Raw genomic sequence first — 15,519 nt, forward strand, 5'->3', positions numbered from 1 at the left:
TTAGAAGAAGCCGCTAAAAGCTTCTTCTAAGCTAAACCTAAGCGTTCAAAGATCAGATCCACATTTTTCAGATGGTAATGATAATCAAAGCAGTCAGCAATTTTTTCCGGAGATAGACGGGACGTGATTTTCTCTTCCGCTTCCACAAGCTCACGGAACGGTACTTGCTTCTCCCATGCCTCCATTGCTTTCGGCTGCACTGTGTCATAAGCTTCTTCACGAGTCAGGCCTGTGTCAATCAATGCCAGCAGCACGCGCTGAGAGTAGATCAGCCCCAATGTGCGGTCCATGTTGCGCTTCATGTTTTCCGGGAAGACCGTTAAGTTCTTCACGATATTGGAGAAACGGTTCAGCATGTAATTCAGCGCGGTTGTCGCATCCGGAAGAATAATCCGTTCCGCTGAAGAATGAGAAATATCGCGCTCATGCCATAACGGAACATTTTCGTAAGCTGTCATCATGTAGCCGCGAATGACACGCGCTATACCTGTCATGTTTTCAGAACCGATCGGATTCCGTTTATGCGGCATTGCGGATGACCCTTTTTGCCCTTTCGCAAAAAATTCCTCGACCTCACGTGTTTCACTCTTTTGCAGTCCGCGAATTTCAACTGCGAATTTCTCAATACTTGTCGCGATCAAAGCAAGTGTCGCCATATAATCAGCATGGCGGTCACGCTGAAGCGTTTGTGTTGAAATTGGTGCGGCTTTCAGGCCGAGTTTCTCACAAACATATTGCTCAACAAACGGATCAATGTTCGCATATGTGCCGACAGCACCGGAAATCTTCCCAACCTCGATGCCTTCCTTCGCTTGTTTAAAGCGTTCAAGGTTGCGTTTCATTTCTTCGTGCCAAAGCGCAAGCTTTAAACCAAATGTTGTAGGCTCTGCGTGTACGCCGTGTGTACGGCCCATCATGACTGTGTATTTATGTTCTTTCGCTTTTTCTTTTATGATGTCAACAAATCTCTCAAGGTCCTTGAGCAGAATGTCATTTGCCTGTTTTAATAAGTAAGAAAGAGCGGTATCTACGACGTCAGTTGACGTTAAGCCGTAATGCACCCATTTTCTTTCTTCGCCCAGTGATTCGGATACAGCGCGTGTAAAAGCAACTACGTCATGACGCGTGTCCTGTTCGATTTCTAAAATGCGGTTGATGTCAAATGACGCGTTTTCGCGCATCAGCTTTACGTCTTCTTTTGGAATAACGCCGAGCTCCGCCCACGCTTCACAGGCAAGAATTTCAACCTCTAACCATGCTTGAAATCTGTTTTCATCCGTCCAAATCGCGGACATTTCAGGTCTTGAATAACGTTCGATCATTCTGCTTGTCCTCCGTCTCTATTTCTCCATTTATTTGTGATCTCCTGAATCCATTCGTCTTCAGGCTGCTTCATAAAAGTAATATGCCCCATTTTGCGGCCTTTTTTGATTTCATGTTTTCCGTATACATAAAGCTTTGCTTCTTTTAAAAGCTCCGGCTCTTCCTCTGGGATCTTTACTTCATCGCCGAGAAGATTCACCATCATGCCAGGCTTCAGCAGCTCCGTTTTTCCAAGCGGAAGGCCGCAAACCGCTCTGATATGCTGTTCAAACTGGCTCGTCTCGCAAAGGTCCAGCGTATAATGTCCTGAATTGTGCGGTCTAGGCGCCAGTTCATTAACCAAAAGCTCATCGCCCTCTGTCAGGAACATTTCAACAGCAAGCGGTCCGACAAGATTCAGCTCACCTGCGAGCTTAACGGCCAGCTCAGCAGCCTTTTCCTGAATCCCTTCTTCAACCCGTGCAGGCACGATGCTTTGGAACAGAATATTATTGTGGTGAATGTTTTCCGCTGCCGGGAACGTCGAAATTTCTCCGTTTACCGATCTGACAACGATGACCGACAGTTCCATTTTAAAAGAAACCCAGCTTTCGAGAATGCAAGTTCCGTGCTCTAAAAGAGCTGAAGCCTCTTCTATTTGTGACGCTTCCTTGATGACAAATTGGCCTTTGCCGTCATATCCGCCGCGGCATGTTTTCAGCACTGCGGGAAGCCCCAGCGACTGAACCGCCTCTTTCAGCTCATCCATTGTTTTAACGATGCTGTAAGGGGCAACTTCACAGCCCGCGGATTGAATCGCTTTTTTCTCTGTTTCACGGTTTTGGGTAATGAGCAGCAGCTCACTTCCTTGCGGGAGATACGCATGACCTTTCAGCCAATGCAGCGCATCATAATCGATGTTTTCAAACTCATACGTGATAATATCGCTGATCTCAGCCAATTTCCGAATCGCTTCGAGGTCATTGTAAGAAGCGGTGATTTCGATATCCGCGACCTGCCCGCACGGCGAGTCTTTCACCGGATCAACGACCGCAACTTTATACCCCATTTGCTTTGCGGAGACAGCCATCATTTTCCCAAGCTGTCCGCCGCCGATCATGCCAATGACGGCTCCTGGATAGATGATTTGATTAGACAAGCTGATCACTGCTTTCTAACACTGTTTGTTTTGTATTTTCTCTTCTTTCATCTAACGTTCTGGCTAGATCCTCGTCAAAAGCTGACAAAATTTGCGCCGCTAACAGACCTGCGTTCACAGCGCCTGCTTTTCCGATGGCTGTTGTAGCAACCGGAACGCCTCCAGGCATTTGCACGATGGAAAGAAGTGAATCGAGTCCGTTCAGCGCCTTAGACTGAACCGGAACGCCGATAACCGGCAGCGTCGTTTTAGCAGCTGTCATCCCCGGCAAGTGCGCGGCTCCACCGGCACCGGCGATAATGACCTTAATGCCTCTATCTCTGGCTGTTTCAGCGTACTCAAACATGAAATCAGGCGTACGGTGAGCGGAAACCACCTTCTTTTCGTACGGCACTTCAAGTTCTTCAAGTATGTCGCATGCGTTTTTCATTGTCTCCCAATCGGAAGTGCTTCCCATGATGATTCCTACTAGCGGCTGCATTCTGTTCCCACCTTCTAATGCTTTAGTTTTCAGAAAATAAAAAATACCCGGCTTTGTATTGCATTATGAGGAAGCAATACAAACCGGGCATGGTGCATGTATCGGCAGTCGTTCGCTTCTGCGATATATCCATGTCAGTTTTATCGATCACTTTCCTGCATAGTCCGGCAATTTACGGTTGCCGGGTAGAAACTTATGGGCCATATTCCCAAGATTATATGAGGTCGTGTTTTGATTTCATGTTTATCTTAACAACGGACATGAATAATGTCAACGACATTATCGAACGATATAAAAATTCATTCTGCTAATGTTCGTGTTTTAGATCAATTTCCCTTCAAATACGATTTTTTTTCCGCACGGAACGATCTGAATTGACCCATCTTCCATCTTTTCCTTAAAGATCGGCTCTTCCATTCGACGTACAGGCATATATCCTTCTTCTTTCATTTGCTGAAGCACTGCTTCGATCGTTTGCTGTTCTGTCACTTCAAACTTTTTCTTCTTCGGTTTTGCCATTATTCTTTAATTCTCCTCTTCTTCACCGCTTTGACCCAGAAGCCGCCGTGGATCGTTTTTGGTTCATACGCAATAATAAAAGCTTTTGAATCAAGTGTTTTAATCGTCTCGTACAGCTGCAGCTCATATCTTCTCGGCGTCAAAATCTGCAGAGCTGTGCGGTCGCCTTCAAGTCCGCCGGCCACCCAGTTCGTCACGCCATAGCCTTTTTCACGAAGCTGCTTCGGAAGATCGACGTCAAGCTCTTTTGTAATCACATTGACCATAATATAGCCAAGCGCCAATTTTTCTTCGATTTTCATGCCGACAATCACGCCCAGACCATAGCCGAGGGCGTACGCAATCACGTTTTGAATCTGGTCTAAGTTATCGAGCACGAGGCTCAGCCCAGTCACATAAACCAAAATTTCAATCGTGCTGATTCCGGCCGCTAAATACCGCTGGCCTTTCAGTGTTAAAATCATTCTTATCGTAAAAAATGATACATAAACAACATTGATAATCAGAATAATGAGAACCATTGCTAATCCGTTTGATAATAAGGTTTGCATCATTTTATAAAACCCCCTTACTCATTCAACTTACGTAAAGCATTCATATTCTACTAGAGAAATGAACCCTTTACAATCAGCTATGGCCGTTATCGCAGACAAAATTTTTCGACACACTCTCTTCATCACTCAGCAATAGTTTACCCTCTTTCTATCCTTTTCAAAATCCAAACAAAAAAGCCTGCTTTTCAGCAGACTCACATTTCTTTATTTATTGTCATATCTCTTTTTTCATTTTCCGAAGGGACTCATATTCTTTCTCAAGTTCACTCAGCGTATAATCAGCGAGCTGTTCCCCTCTTCCGCGATAAAATTCTGAGAGCATTAATTTGGTTTTTAAAAATTCCTTCTTTTGATAAATCGCCTGACGAAGTAAATGGGCCATGTCCATCATCCTCCACAGCATTTTCCTCATCATACACGGATTAATCCTACAATTCAACTGTGTTTTTTAGATATATTTGTAAAAACTGTGACATCAAAAAACCGGCCTTTTCAGCCGGTTTTTTTACATTAAAGCGGGATAAGCGATGCCGTAAAATATTCAGAAATAAACGGCCATGTCACTGCCGCAAACAGCAGCGCAACGGCTAAAACAGCAAACACACAATAGATGTAGTCAATCGGTGCCTCACTTGCCGTCTGATACAGACGCTGTATATACAGCGCCATCATAAAGAAAAGCGAAAACAGGATGAACACTGTGAAAAGGACAGTCAGCATCGGTACATTCACGATCGCAAATATCATCCAAATGATTGAAACGGCGATCACCGGTACAAGCAATGAGCCAAAACCAGCTGCAGCTTCCTTGAATGATACCTTTTGCTTCATCATATACCGAGACACGGCCCATATCGAGAAGACCATAACAGCAAAAAAGACGAGCATATACACAAGAACGACAAAAAATCCGTCATAAAACGCGTGATGGCGTTCTCCAAAACCGAGCGGCCTGTTCCAGCTCGCCTTTAACTGAAACCAGTTCCCGATTGAAAAAACGATACTGAATATGAGCATTGAAATAAGACCATATTTATAATGAGAGAAACCATCTGCCACAACCGTTTTCGCCGGAGATTTCAATATTGCAAAAGCAAAGCCGCAATATCTGTTAATGGCAGCCCAAACAGAGGCTAGCTTTTCTTTCGCAGACGATTCTACGCGTCCCTTATGTTGTTTCTGCTTTTGTTTCTGCTTCTGCTTGCTTTGGCGGCTGGCCTTTCTCGACATCCGCGAAAGCGGCTCTTCATCTATTCCTTCATTCTGGTTAACTTCTTCTTCCAACGTTTCTTTTCTTTCTTCCGTCATGTTAGCAACTCCTATCAAAAATATACGGCGGAATACCATTCAGCAAGAAAATAAAACACTTATATAAGGTACCGAAGCCTTCCTGAACAGTCAAGTCATTTCCATTTCAGTAAACAATGGCGGCACATCTACATGACGGTATATGATATGAAATGGTTTTGCCTTTCGCAACAAAATAAAAAACCAGCCGCAAAAACTGCAGCTGGTTTTCAATATTATTTCAGGAAAATAAAGTAAAGAATAAATACAACAAACAGTCCGTACATGATCGGATGAACCTCTTTGGCTTTCCCTTTGCACACCATTGTAATCGGGTAGAAAATAAATCCGATCGCAATTCCAGTCGCAATGCTGTACGTTAGCGGCATCATGATCATTGTAAGGAATGCGGGAACCGCCACTTCAAACTTGTCCCAAGCGATTTTGCCAAGCGGTGCTACCATTAATGCACCGACTATGATCAGTGCCGGAGCTGTTACATTTGACGTAACGACTGATAGAAGCGGTGAGAAAAACATAGCGAGTAAAAAGAGAATTCCAGTTACAATTGCCGCAAAACCGGAACGGGCCCCCGCAGCAACACCCGAGCTTGATTCCACATAAGACGTTGTTGTAGACGTCCCAAGCACGGAACCGATAACGATTGAAGTTGAGTCAGCTAAAAGTGCACGGCCTGCACGCGGCAATTTGTTTTCCTTCATTAAACCAGCCTGTGTTGCCACAGCAACCAGTGTACCAGCCGTATCAAAAAATCCGACAAACAAGAATGTTAAAATGACGATCAGCATTTGCACAGAGAAAATATCCGGCAAGTGAATCCAAGCCTGTCCAAATGTCGATTCAAGGCTTGGCACACTTCCGACGATTTGAGACGGAACCGGAACCAAACCGAAAATCATACCGGCAATCGCCGTTAACAGCATCCCGATAAACACGCCAGCGTTGACGCGAAGCACCATCAAAATAACCGTTACGATGACACCGAAAATCGTTAACAGCACAGGACCGCTGTGAATGTTTCCGATTGTGACAAGGGTTGAAGGATTCGCTGCAATGATCCCTGAGCCCTGTAAGCCGACAAATGTAATAAATAGGCCAATCCCAGCTCCAACTGCCAATTTCAGCTCAGGCGGAATAGCGTTAATGATTTTTTCACGAAAACCTGTTAAAGAAAGAGCAACAAAGATCAGTCCTGAAATGAAAACACCAGACAAAGCGGCCTGCCAGGAGATCCCCATACCCAGAACAACAGAAAACGCAAAAAACGCGTTGAGCCCCATACCGGGCGCAATGGCAATCGGATATCTCGCAATTAAGCCCATTAAAATACAGCCTGCTGCTGACGCCAAAGCTGTCGCCGTAAAGACCGCGCCTTGATCTATTCTCAATGCTTCCGGAAAATCTTTTACACTTTCCAAAGCTAGCGTAATCGGATTGACGAACAGGATATACGCCATGGATAAAAAGGTCGTTAATCCGCCGATGATTTCGTTGCGATAGCTGGTGCCCAGCTCATCAAACTGAAAAAACTTTTTCAAGCTATTTGACTCCCTTCACTCTTTGCTATTTATCCTGCCCTGAAATCGCCAAATAAAAAACGCCCCAATATATTTTGGGACGCTTGACTACAGACGGATTCCAGTTTGAATAAATAAACGTGTTTTATTTATATCAAACGAAAGAAATGTTTACGTAGTCAAGCCATTTACGGTAGCTTGGTAGAGACTTGCGAGCCATATCCCCGCGATTATACGAATTCATCTTATTTGATTTCTGTGTCTATTGTACCAAGTTCGATTTGAAATGACAATATAAATAACGAACATTACTTATTAAAAAAATTGGTTTATTCGTCTATTGACCAAATGGGCAACAATGATAAAAACCGTATGTATGGCAACATACGGCTTTTCAACTTATGATTATTTTATCTTGGAGGCTGACTCACTTGATGCACTGGTACAGTAAACGAGAATGGCTCTAGTTGAATCAAGTCATTTAAAACGCCTTTATCAATATACAGACCGTATTCATTAAACACAAAATGCTTTAAAGACAGTTTATCAAGATAAGCATCATCCAGTTCAAAAGTAGATACCATTTCTGCTGTGTCCATATTTTCCACTTCAGCTTTATTCCATTTCAAATAATAACCTTCTTCATAATAAGCCATCGGATCAGACCATGATTGCATTCTTTTTATATCACCAAGGCCAATCATTTCACCTATATCCACTAAGTCATTTTTTGACATACTTGAAGTATCAACTCCAGTGAAGCGGTAATGAACCAATACTTTCCTCCCTTCCTGTTTAATGTTATTGATTTCAATCCCTATGTTTTGATGTTTTGTTTCTGAAAGACGAAGCGGCATCCCTGCATTTAGCGGAACGATTTCACTGCCCTCTGCCTCAGATCTGATATCTGCTATTAAAGTTAGCTTTTTCGCTTTTGGATTAATTGGTGATTTTAACTGTGTTTGCCCTTTTGCTCTTAGCGTTCTCTCGTTCATTTTTTTGCGGTCTCCAAGTTCGATATTTGACGCTGTCATCTCATATGTGTTTCCTAAATCATCTTTGACTTCGTTAATTTCAACCGTATCATGCTTTGCTATGCCTTGATAATCTATTGTAAATTGAAGGACAGATCCAAGTTTCCCGTTTTCCACTTGAATATTGGAAAATTGATAACGATTATGATAAGCCGATACCACTTTTGAGCTTTCTAAATAATTCGCATTCTTTTTGGTAATAGGTAGTTTAAATCTCCAATTTCCCTGTATTTCATTGATATGAGTAACAACAAAAGGTACGGTATCCCCATTTTTTATTTCAGTACCATTTGTATAAATCCTTAATTGTCCTGCGTATTGCTTGTTATTTAATTTTTTAAGCATTAAGGAATCGTAGTTGATTGAAAAATTGTCGTTATAACTCGCTTCATCCACATCATACATGATCTCTTTTTCATCAGACTGGAAGTTATCAACAGTAAAGTTATAGACAAGCTGTCCGGCATCGTAATAGGAGCTGTTTACAGAAACAGTGATTCCCCTAGACTCTGCTTTTTCATTCAAAGCTGTGACCAAATTGCTTTTAAACAATGATAGGCCAACTTTATCTTGAAAATCCTTATAAATTTGGCCGACAATGGGTATGCTTCCCATCGCTTTGTTTACAGATGGCAGAAAAAGACCGGACGTTAAATACAGTATACATACCATAGCAGCAACAGCGATTCCGTTTGTAATGGTTCGTGCCCATTTAAAACGGCGCCTTGTGTTAGTTTCATTTTCAGCACGAACGACAGCTTGATGTATTGCTTTTTTGAGTACTTTCTTTGGCACTTCTATGTCATCATACAACTGCTTTACTTGATGTTTTTCCATATTTTTTTATCCTCCTTTTCCAGCTCCTGTTTTAGTGATTTTCTTGCTCTATGTAAATGTGTTTTAATTGTGCCTTCTGCCATTCCTGTTTGTTCAGCTATCATTGAAATCGAATAATCTTGAAAATAATAGAGCTGAATTGTTAACTGAACATGTTCATCAAGTGTATCAAGCGCATTGCGCAAATCTATATATTCTTCAATATTCCTTTGATCCGTGCCAGTGTCATGATGGCTTTCAAACGGAACCAATTCTCCCTTCTTTTTCTTCATTGCAAAAATTGAATTAATGAGTATTCGGGTGAGCCACGTTAAAAAGTACTTTGGCTCTTTTAGTTTTTCTATACCTATAAAAGCTTTATAAGCCGTTTCCTGTACAGCATCAAGTGCATCTTCTTTATTTCTCAAATAGAGATAGGCTGTTTTATATAGAGTCTCCTGATGTGCCAGCATAAGCTTTTCAAAGGCTCGAGAATTTCCTTTTCTCGCCTTTGTAATCAATCTTTCTTCCTTCACCTTATCCACCTCCTATGTTGTTAGATATAAGAATTGCCAAAACGGTTTCAAAAAGTTAACAAAAAAAACGCCCCTTTTATAAAGGGACGTTTTTCTTAGGTATTTACTTATTCCCACTCAATCGTCGCAGGCGGCTTACTTGTAATGTCGTACACGACGCGGTTGATATGCTTTACCTCATTCACGATACGTGTAGAAATCACTTCAAGCACATCCCACGGGATACGCGCCCAGTCAGAAGTCATGCCGTCAATTGAAGTAACGGCGCGAATTCCGATTGTGTAATCATATGTTCTCGCGTCACCCATAACACCAACGCTGCGGATGTCAGGAAGAACAGTGAAGTATTGCCAGATATCACGCTCTAACCCGTGATTTGCTACTTCTTCACGCAGTATCGCATCTGATTCACGAACGATTTCCAGTTTTTCTTCTGTTACTTCGCCAAGAACGCGGATGCCGAGGCCCGGTCCTGGGAAAGGCTGGCGCCATACGATTTCATCCGGAATGCCGAGCTCTGTGCCAAGCGCGCGCACTTCGTCTTTGAAGAGCGTGTTTAACGGCTCGATCAGTTCAAACTGCATGTCTTCAGGAAGCCCGCCGACATTATGGTGAGATTTGATCGTTTGCGCCGTTGCAGTACCGCTCTCGATGATATCAGTATAAAGCGTTCCTTGTGCAAGGTAGTCGATGCCTTTGAGCTTGTCCGCTTCATCGTCGAACACATAAATAAATTCATTACCGATGATTTTGCGTTTTTGCTCAGGATCAGAAACGCCTTTCAGTTTATTTAAGAATCTGTCTTTTGCGTCTACTTTAATCACGTTCATGTTAAAGCCTTCGCTGAATGTTTTCATAACACCTTCAGCCTCGCCTTTACGGAGCAAGCCATGGTCTACAAAGATACAAGTCAGCTGGTCGCCGATCGCTTTATGAATCAAAACAGCAACAACAGAAGAATCAACGCCGCCGCTAAGCGCACAAAGAACCTGTTTGTCTCCGACCGTTTCACGGATTTTTTGCATTTCGATCTCGATAAAGTTCTCCATTGACCATTTGCCTTCGCATTCGCAAACGCCGAATACAAAGTTTTTCAGAAGGTCATTGCCGTATTCAGAATGGCGCACTTCCGGATGGAACTGAACACCGTACCATTTTTTATCCGCTTTGCTCATCGCTGAGTTCGGGCAGTGATGGCTTGTCGCATCAACAGTGAAACCTTCAGGCACTTCTACAACCAAGTCACCGTGGCTCATCCAAACCACTTGTTCATTCGGAAGATCTTTGAACAAATCAGGTGTTCCTTCGATGTGGATGTTCGCTTTACCGTATTCACGCTGGCTGGCAGCTTCTACTTTACCACCAAGGTAATGAGTCATCAGCTGCATGCCGTAGCAAATTCCCAATACAGGAACATCTAATTCGAAGATTTTCTCGTCACAGCGGAAAGAGCCTTCATCATATACACTGTTCGGACCGCCGGATAAAATAATTCCTTTTGGATTCATTTCTTTAATTTCTTCAGCCGTCAATGTATGGGGATGCAGCTCACTGTATACACCAAATTCACGGATGCGGCGTGTAATCAGCTGATTGTACTGACTGCCGAAATCAAGGACAAGAATCATTTCATTCACTAACTTTGTCATGGTTGTCACCTAATCTCCTCTAAGTTTTTTGACACAGAAAAAAACGAGGACAGATATGAAACACGCTCCGCCCTCTTTTGGCAAGGCCGTTTGCCGGAGTCAGGCAACTCGCTCCCAGACTCCGATAATATTCACTAATTCTAACAACACGTCGATAAGCGGTCAAGACCATCTTCTTTTAATTAAATTTTCCCATAACTCTCTGGAATCATTCCAAAGCTTTGCCGCATCATCATTTCTGTACAGCGCCCGCTCATAGTTTGCTGTCAGCTTTAACATGTCTTCAGAATGATATGTTTCGTCAATTCGTTTTGCATACTCCCGCAGCGTTTCGCTGTCACGTTTGGGCAGGCCTCTTCTTTTCATCTGTTTCAGAAGCGCGCCGTATGCCTCAAAAAACACATGCTGATCACTGCGGCGCTTCAATTTTCTCACTGTGAAAACAGGCAGCCATAACGAACGGAATACATACAGCAACACCGCTGCCAAAAGTACCGCAGCAATGGCGACATACCAGCCTGTACTAACACTTGCATGCGCAGACGGCGTTTTTTTAGAAACGGCAGGTTCACGTTTTTCCTTTTGTTTTTCCTCTTTCTCCGGCTGTTTTCTCTCTTCTTTCTGGTCCTCTTTTGCTTTCTCAGGCGAATTGCTGCTCTCGCTGCCTGAATCCTTTTTATCAGAGGAAGCAAACTCAGCCGGATTTGTGAATCCTTTTGTCGGCTCAAAAGTGACCCAGCCCTGCTCTGGAAAATACACTTCTACCCAAGAATGGGCATTGTTATTTGTCACTTCATAGATGCTGCCGTTTTTGTTCCCCGCTTTTTTATATTCACCTGACGTATATCCCTTTACCCAGCGTGCCGGAATGCCAGCCGAACGCAGGAGCACCACCATCGAGGACGAAAAGTTATCACAATAGCCTATCTTTGTTTCAAACAGAAATTGATCCACATAATCTTCGTCATCTTTAGGGACAGTCACGTTTTCTGTTTCATAGGTGAACTCATTTGATCCTAAATAGTCCTCAATAGCTTTCACCTTATCAAACATATTATCCTGGCCCTCAGTCAGCTTTAACGCAAGGTTTTTCACCCGATCAGGAAGTGTATCAGGCAGTTGCATATAGCGATCGCTGAATGTGTACTCTTCACTGTTTTGTCTTACTTTCACCTTTTTCAGATCATCCTGTTTATAGACCGGGGAATTGTACGTCACTGTATAACTGCCCATGTTCCGAATATCACCGCTCTGCTCACTAATCGGAGTTATTTGTTCAGTGTTCCCGTTCATTTCAAGTGAGACGGCCTGCTTAGGCTTAATATTTTGCGCACCAATCGGATACATTACATGGTTATATCCATAATGCTCATCGACCTTCACGCGTACAGTGTTTCGCTCTGTGGAAACCTTATGATCAAACCACAGATTTTCAACGTTGCCACCGCTAAGCTGATACGACATGCCTGTATCTGTTTCAATCCAGCCTTTTCCCGTATACGTATCCTTCGTTTCTACACGGAAATATGTGCGCTCTTTTCCCTGCCACGTAAAAACAGGGGTATCGTCCTGCTGAAACGGACCGCCAAGCGATTCATCGTGATTCCCGTATCCGATTTTACTTTCTCCTGCCGGCACCCGATCTTGATTGGTGACTTTTTTGAGAAAAGGAACGGGATCCGGCCACTTCGGATCTGATTTCGGCGCGGCAAGCCCAAATCCCACCGCAGCCAAAATCAGCACAGACAGGGGGAGAAACCATTTCAGAACAGCCGCTTTCGGTAGTGTTATTCGTTCCATCAGCTTAATGCGTTCCAAATACAGAAGGCCCAACATAAAGAAACCAATCAGCACGATACGGATAACGGCGTAGGAAGCGTCATAAGGCGTAAATGTATCAAGAATCGTAATATATGCCACTGTCATCATAAAGAAAAATAAGATTCTCCTCTGGTAAATCACCCAGTAATGGAGGAGGTAGACCAGCAGCCATAGCAGCACAAAAAACAGCAGGGTCCGAAAAGAAGGAATCATATCATTCCATTGTCCTGTCTGAATAAATGTGATATTCAAATAGACATCCTGTAAAAAAGAGCTGATCCAGCTCAAGTCAAAAATAGACCCTTCGTAAAACAATATGTGTATCGAAATGAACGTAAATAAGACACAAAAAGGAACGGTGACAAACCACCTCATCCTGAAAAAAGTCAGCAGAAATGTCAAGCCGATAAAGACAGCAAAAAAGCCTGTATGCTTTGTGTCTGTAAAATGATCCAGCGGCCTGAGCCACTCCCACAGCAATAAAAAAGCCAGAAAATAAAATAACAGCAAGCTCAAACGGCTTCCCTTCTGATCATCAAGCGGCATGTACACCGTCACCTCTCTTTCTAAACAACACGCGAAGCTCGGCCGCCTCTCATGATTTGAACTCTGATTTGGTGTTTCAGCATGCGTTCGATTATCATATGCTCACCTTGGGAAAGATCGGTGTCTTTCTCTTTTGCGAGTATAATGGTAACCGGGCCGATCCCTGCTTCTGGCATTCTCATCAAATCCTCAGTGATCTGTCCCGTGACAATCACTTTATCAGCCTGGCGAACAGACGGCTTCCCAAGCTCCTCACATGCATAACGGCTTACGGGGTCAGCAGCATTACAATCGCAAACGGCTAAATGATGCAGCATGTGTTTAAAATGCTGCTCTCCCTCTTGTATCGGAAAAATGGACCTTTCCTTACCGATTGAAGCCAGACCTGCTCCTGCGCTATTTTTCAAAACAGAATGAAGAATTGAAGCTGTCACGGAAACAACCTCTTCGAATCCGTCAGAGCTAAAACGGTCCATCAGAAGAAACAGGTTTTTGCTTTTCGACGGTTCAAATTCCTTCGTCATCAGCTGGCTCCTTCTCGCTGAAGTCTTCCAGTCTAACGCCGCAAAACGGTCTCCCGGCTGATAGTTCCTTACACTCGCCGCGACTGAAGACTGGTGCTGATGAACAGGCGATGCCCCGCTTACGCCATCTTCCTGATAACGCTCATTCAGCTGATACTGAAGAGACTGAAAGGACGGATAAACAAACACTGCATCATCAGCTCCATAAAACGCCGTTTTTTCAATCAGGCCGAGAACATCCCCGGCCCGCACCCTGACGGCATGAAAATGATGTTCTCCACGCGGTACTGGCGCTATTTGATATGACATCGTGATGCTCCGTTTGAACCACGGAAACACCAGCTGTTTGGCCAAAGCTTCATCTCCGTTTAATGGCTCTAACCCTGACGGCAGACAATCTTCAATCACCATATACATCAGGGGAAACGGCAGTTTTCTTTTAAGCGTAATCGAAGCTTCCAGCCTGTCTCCCGCATGCAATTGCGTTTTGACGATATGCCGCGACACCTGAAAAGAGCGGAGAGGATACATCGCCAGCAGCCCGGCGTATACAACAAAAGGGAGAAATGCATAAAACAAAAACCAGCTGACAAAGCCGCCCTGAAACATTGCATAAGAGAAAACAGCACCCGTCAATAACGTTAATGCGAGCAGTTTCCACCCGTACATCAACCATTGAAATGTCTTTTTCATCGGCGGACCGACGACCTTTGAACCGGAACTTTCACGTTTGACATGATCTCCCGTACGATTGTTTCTGCCTGAACCCCTTCGAATTTTGCTTCCGGCTGCAAAAGCATCCGGTGCGGCAGCGTATAAGGAGCTAGATATTGAATATCATCCGGAATGACATAATCGCGGCCATGAAGCAGCGCAAAGGCCTGGGCCGCTTTCATAAGTCCGATGGATCCGCGCGGACTGACGCCTAAGTGAACGGAAGCATGCTGTCTTGTCTTCTGCACGATTTCAACAATATATTCCTTCATGCTGTCATCAGCACGGACATCCTGCACTTCTCTTTGCAGGCGAATGAATTCTTCTTTTGAAATCACAGGCTCAAGTGTCTCAATCGGATGGCTTTTTTCCTGAAGAGATAAGACATCGAATTCCTCTTCAAAGGACGGATAGCCCATGCGAAGTTTAAATAAAAAACGGTCAAGCTGGGCTTCCGGCAAAGGATATGTTCCTTCATATTCCACAGGATTTTGCGTTGCCATGACGAAAAATGGGGCGGCAAGCGGCATTGTATTGCCATCAACCGTGACGCTTCCCTCTTCCATCGCTTCAAGCAAGGCAGACTGTGTCTTAGGAGATGTTCGATTGATTTCGTCAGCCAGCACGATATTCCCCATAATCGGGCCCTGCCGGTATTCAAACTCCATTGATTTCGCATTATAGATAGAAACACCCGTTACATCGGAGGGCAGCAAATCCGGTGTGAATTGAATTCGTTTAAAATCTGCGCCGATTGATTTCGCCAGAGCGCGAACCATCATCGTTTTCCCTACGCCCGGCACATCTTCGAGCAGCACATGTCCTTTGGCAAGAATAGCTGCTAAGCTGAGTTTTGCGATGTCTCGTTTTCCAACCATTACTTTATCGATATGTTCAACTGCTTTCCCCAGCAAAGGATGCAGGTCTTCTTGGTATGACATTCTCTTCCTCCTAGTCATCTACAAAATTCATCATATAGTAACCTAACTTTACCACAAAAAACGACCTGTATAAAAAAACGATTCTAGCAAATTGTTAC

The 15,519-nt window shown here is 43.8% G+C and carries 14 protein-coding genes and 2 riboswitches; all 14 genes read right to left on the bottom strand.

Features of this window, described 5'->3' with window-relative positions; all coding sequences use genetic code 11:
- Positions 1-26: 26 nt before the first annotated feature.
- The 14 genes from purB to V6D42_RS16120 all read right to left on the bottom strand — a co-directional run bounded on the left by purB (position 27) and on the right by V6D42_RS16120 (position 15,421).
- Positions 27-1,322, bottom strand: coding sequence for an adenylosuccinate lyase (gene purB / locus V6D42_RS16055; RefSeq protein ID WP_010333244.1), 1,296 nt, complete (start codon positions 1,320-1,322; stop codon positions 27-29).
- Positions 1,319-2,461 (bottom strand): 5-(carboxyamino)imidazole ribonucleotide synthase, encoded by a 1,143-nt coding sequence (purK, locus tag V6D42_RS16060; RefSeq protein ID WP_333513899.1) that lies wholly within the window; start codon positions 2,459-2,461, stop codon positions 1,319-1,321. The genes purB and purK overlap by 4 nt, the downstream gene beginning before the upstream one ends.
- Entirely contained in the window at positions 2,454-2,942 is a 489-nt protein-coding gene (gene purE, locus V6D42_RS16065; protein WP_333513900.1) for a 5-(carboxyamino)imidazole ribonucleotide mutase, read from the bottom strand. The genes purK and purE overlap by 8 nt, the downstream gene beginning before the upstream one ends.
- Before the next feature lie 140 nt (positions 2,943-3,082).
- Positions 3,083-3,184, bottom strand: a riboswitch (purine riboswitch).
- Between the two features lie 79 nt (positions 3,185-3,263).
- Entirely contained in the window at positions 3,264-3,461 is a 198-nt protein-coding gene (locus tag V6D42_RS16070; protein WP_010333241.1) for an NETI motif-containing protein, read from the bottom strand.
- On the bottom strand, positions 3,461-4,015 hold the full coding sequence (locus V6D42_RS16075; RefSeq protein ID WP_333513901.1) for a DUF2179 domain-containing protein: 555 nt from the start codon (positions 4,013-4,015) through the stop codon (positions 3,461-3,463). The genes V6D42_RS16070 and V6D42_RS16075 overlap by 1 nt, the downstream gene beginning before the upstream one ends.
- Positions 4,016-4,229: 214 nt before the next feature.
- Positions 4,230-4,397, bottom strand: coding sequence for a Fur-regulated basic protein FbpA (locus V6D42_RS16080; protein ID WP_229148725.1), 168 nt, complete (start codon positions 4,395-4,397; stop codon positions 4,230-4,232).
- A 128-nt stretch (positions 4,398-4,525) separates the two neighbouring features.
- Entirely contained in the window at positions 4,526-5,323 is a 798-nt protein-coding gene (locus V6D42_RS16085; RefSeq protein WP_333513902.1) for a hypothetical protein, read from the bottom strand.
- A gap of 215 nt (positions 5,324-5,538) precedes the next feature.
- Positions 5,539-6,861 carry a hypoxanthine/guanine permease PbuG gene (gene pbuG / locus V6D42_RS16090; protein ID WP_333513903.1) on the bottom strand — a complete coding sequence of 441 codons (1,323 nt, stop codon included), beginning with the start codon at positions 6,859-6,861 and terminating at the stop codon, positions 5,539-5,541.
- 135 nt (positions 6,862-6,996) lie between these two features.
- Positions 6,997-7,098, bottom strand: a riboswitch (purine riboswitch).
- Positions 7,099-7,250: 152 nt separating this feature from the next.
- Positions 7,251-8,711, bottom strand: coding sequence for a DUF4179 domain-containing protein (locus V6D42_RS16095; RefSeq protein ID WP_333513904.1), 1,461 nt, complete (start codon positions 8,709-8,711; stop codon positions 7,251-7,253).
- Positions 8,693-9,226, bottom strand: a complete 534-nt coding sequence (locus V6D42_RS16100) for a sigma-70 family RNA polymerase sigma factor (protein ID WP_333513905.1) — start codon at positions 9,224-9,226, stop codon at positions 8,693-8,695. Before V6D42_RS16100 ends, V6D42_RS16095 begins: the two co-directional genes overlap by 19 nt.
- Before the next feature lie 107 nt (positions 9,227-9,333).
- On the bottom strand, positions 9,334-10,875 hold the full coding sequence (guaA, locus tag V6D42_RS16105) for a glutamine-hydrolyzing GMP synthase (protein WP_010333236.1): 1,542 nt from the start codon (positions 10,873-10,875) through the stop codon (positions 9,334-9,336).
- 162 nt (positions 10,876-11,037) lie between these two features.
- Entirely contained in the window at positions 11,038-13,242 is a 2,205-nt protein-coding gene (locus V6D42_RS16110; RefSeq protein WP_333513906.1) for a transglutaminaseTgpA domain-containing protein, read from the bottom strand.
- Positions 13,243-13,262: 20 nt separating this feature from the next.
- Complete coding sequence (locus V6D42_RS16115; RefSeq protein WP_333513907.1) at positions 13,263-14,459, bottom strand: DUF58 domain-containing protein; 1,197 nt, start codon at positions 14,457-14,459, stop codon at positions 13,263-13,265.
- Positions 14,456-15,421, bottom strand: coding sequence for an AAA family ATPase (locus V6D42_RS16120; RefSeq protein ID WP_333513908.1), 966 nt, complete (start codon positions 15,419-15,421; stop codon positions 14,456-14,458). The genes V6D42_RS16115 and V6D42_RS16120 overlap by 4 nt, the downstream gene beginning before the upstream one ends.
- Between the last annotated feature and the right edge of the window lie 98 nt (positions 15,422-15,519).

It is taken from the genome of Bacillus sp. 0909A (genome assembly GCF_036765115.1).
GTDB lineage: Bacteria > Bacillota > Bacilli > Bacillales > Bacillaceae > Bacillus > Bacillus mojavensis.

Excerpts from the sequence above, each read along its gene's own strand:
- purB (WP_010333244.1), bottom strand. The coding sequence starts at position 1,322 with ATGATCGAACGTTATTCAAGACCTGAAATGTCCGCGATTTGGACGGAT.
- purE (WP_333513900.1), bottom strand. The coding sequence starts at position 2,942 with ATGCAGCCGCTAGTAGGAATCATCATGGGAAGCACTTCCGATTGGGAG.
- V6D42_RS16070 (WP_010333241.1), bottom strand. The coding sequence starts at position 3,461 with ATGGCAAAACCGAAGAAGAAAAAGTTTGAAGTGACAGAACAGCAAACG.
- V6D42_RS16075 (WP_333513901.1), bottom strand. The coding sequence starts at position 4,015 with ATGATGCAAACCTTATTATCAAACGGATTAGCAATGGTTCTCATTATT.
- V6D42_RS16080 (WP_229148725.1), bottom strand. The coding sequence starts at position 4,397 with ATGGCCCATTTACTTCGTCAGGCGATTTATCAAAAGAAGGAATTTTTA.
- V6D42_RS16085 (WP_333513902.1), bottom strand. The coding sequence starts at position 5,323 with ATGACGGAAGAAAGAAAAGAAACGTTGGAAGAAGAAGTTAACCAGAAT.
- V6D42_RS16095 (WP_333513904.1), bottom strand. The coding sequence starts at position 8,711 with ATGGAAAAACATCAAGTAAAGCAGTTGTATGATGACATAGAAGTGCCA.
- guaA (WP_010333236.1), bottom strand. The coding sequence starts at position 10,875 with ATGACAAAGTTAGTGAATGAAATGATTCTTGTCCTTGATTTCGGCAGT.
- V6D42_RS16110 (WP_333513906.1), bottom strand. The coding sequence starts at position 13,242 with ATGCCGCTTGATGATCAGAAGGGAAGCCGTTTGAGCTTGCTGTTATTT.
- V6D42_RS16115 (WP_333513907.1), bottom strand. The coding sequence starts at position 14,459 with ATGAAAAAGACATTTCAATGGTTGATGTACGGGTGGAAACTGCTCGCA.
- V6D42_RS16120 (WP_333513908.1), bottom strand. The coding sequence starts at position 15,421 with ATGTCATACCAAGAAGACCTGCATCCTTTGCTGGGGAAAGCAGTTGAA.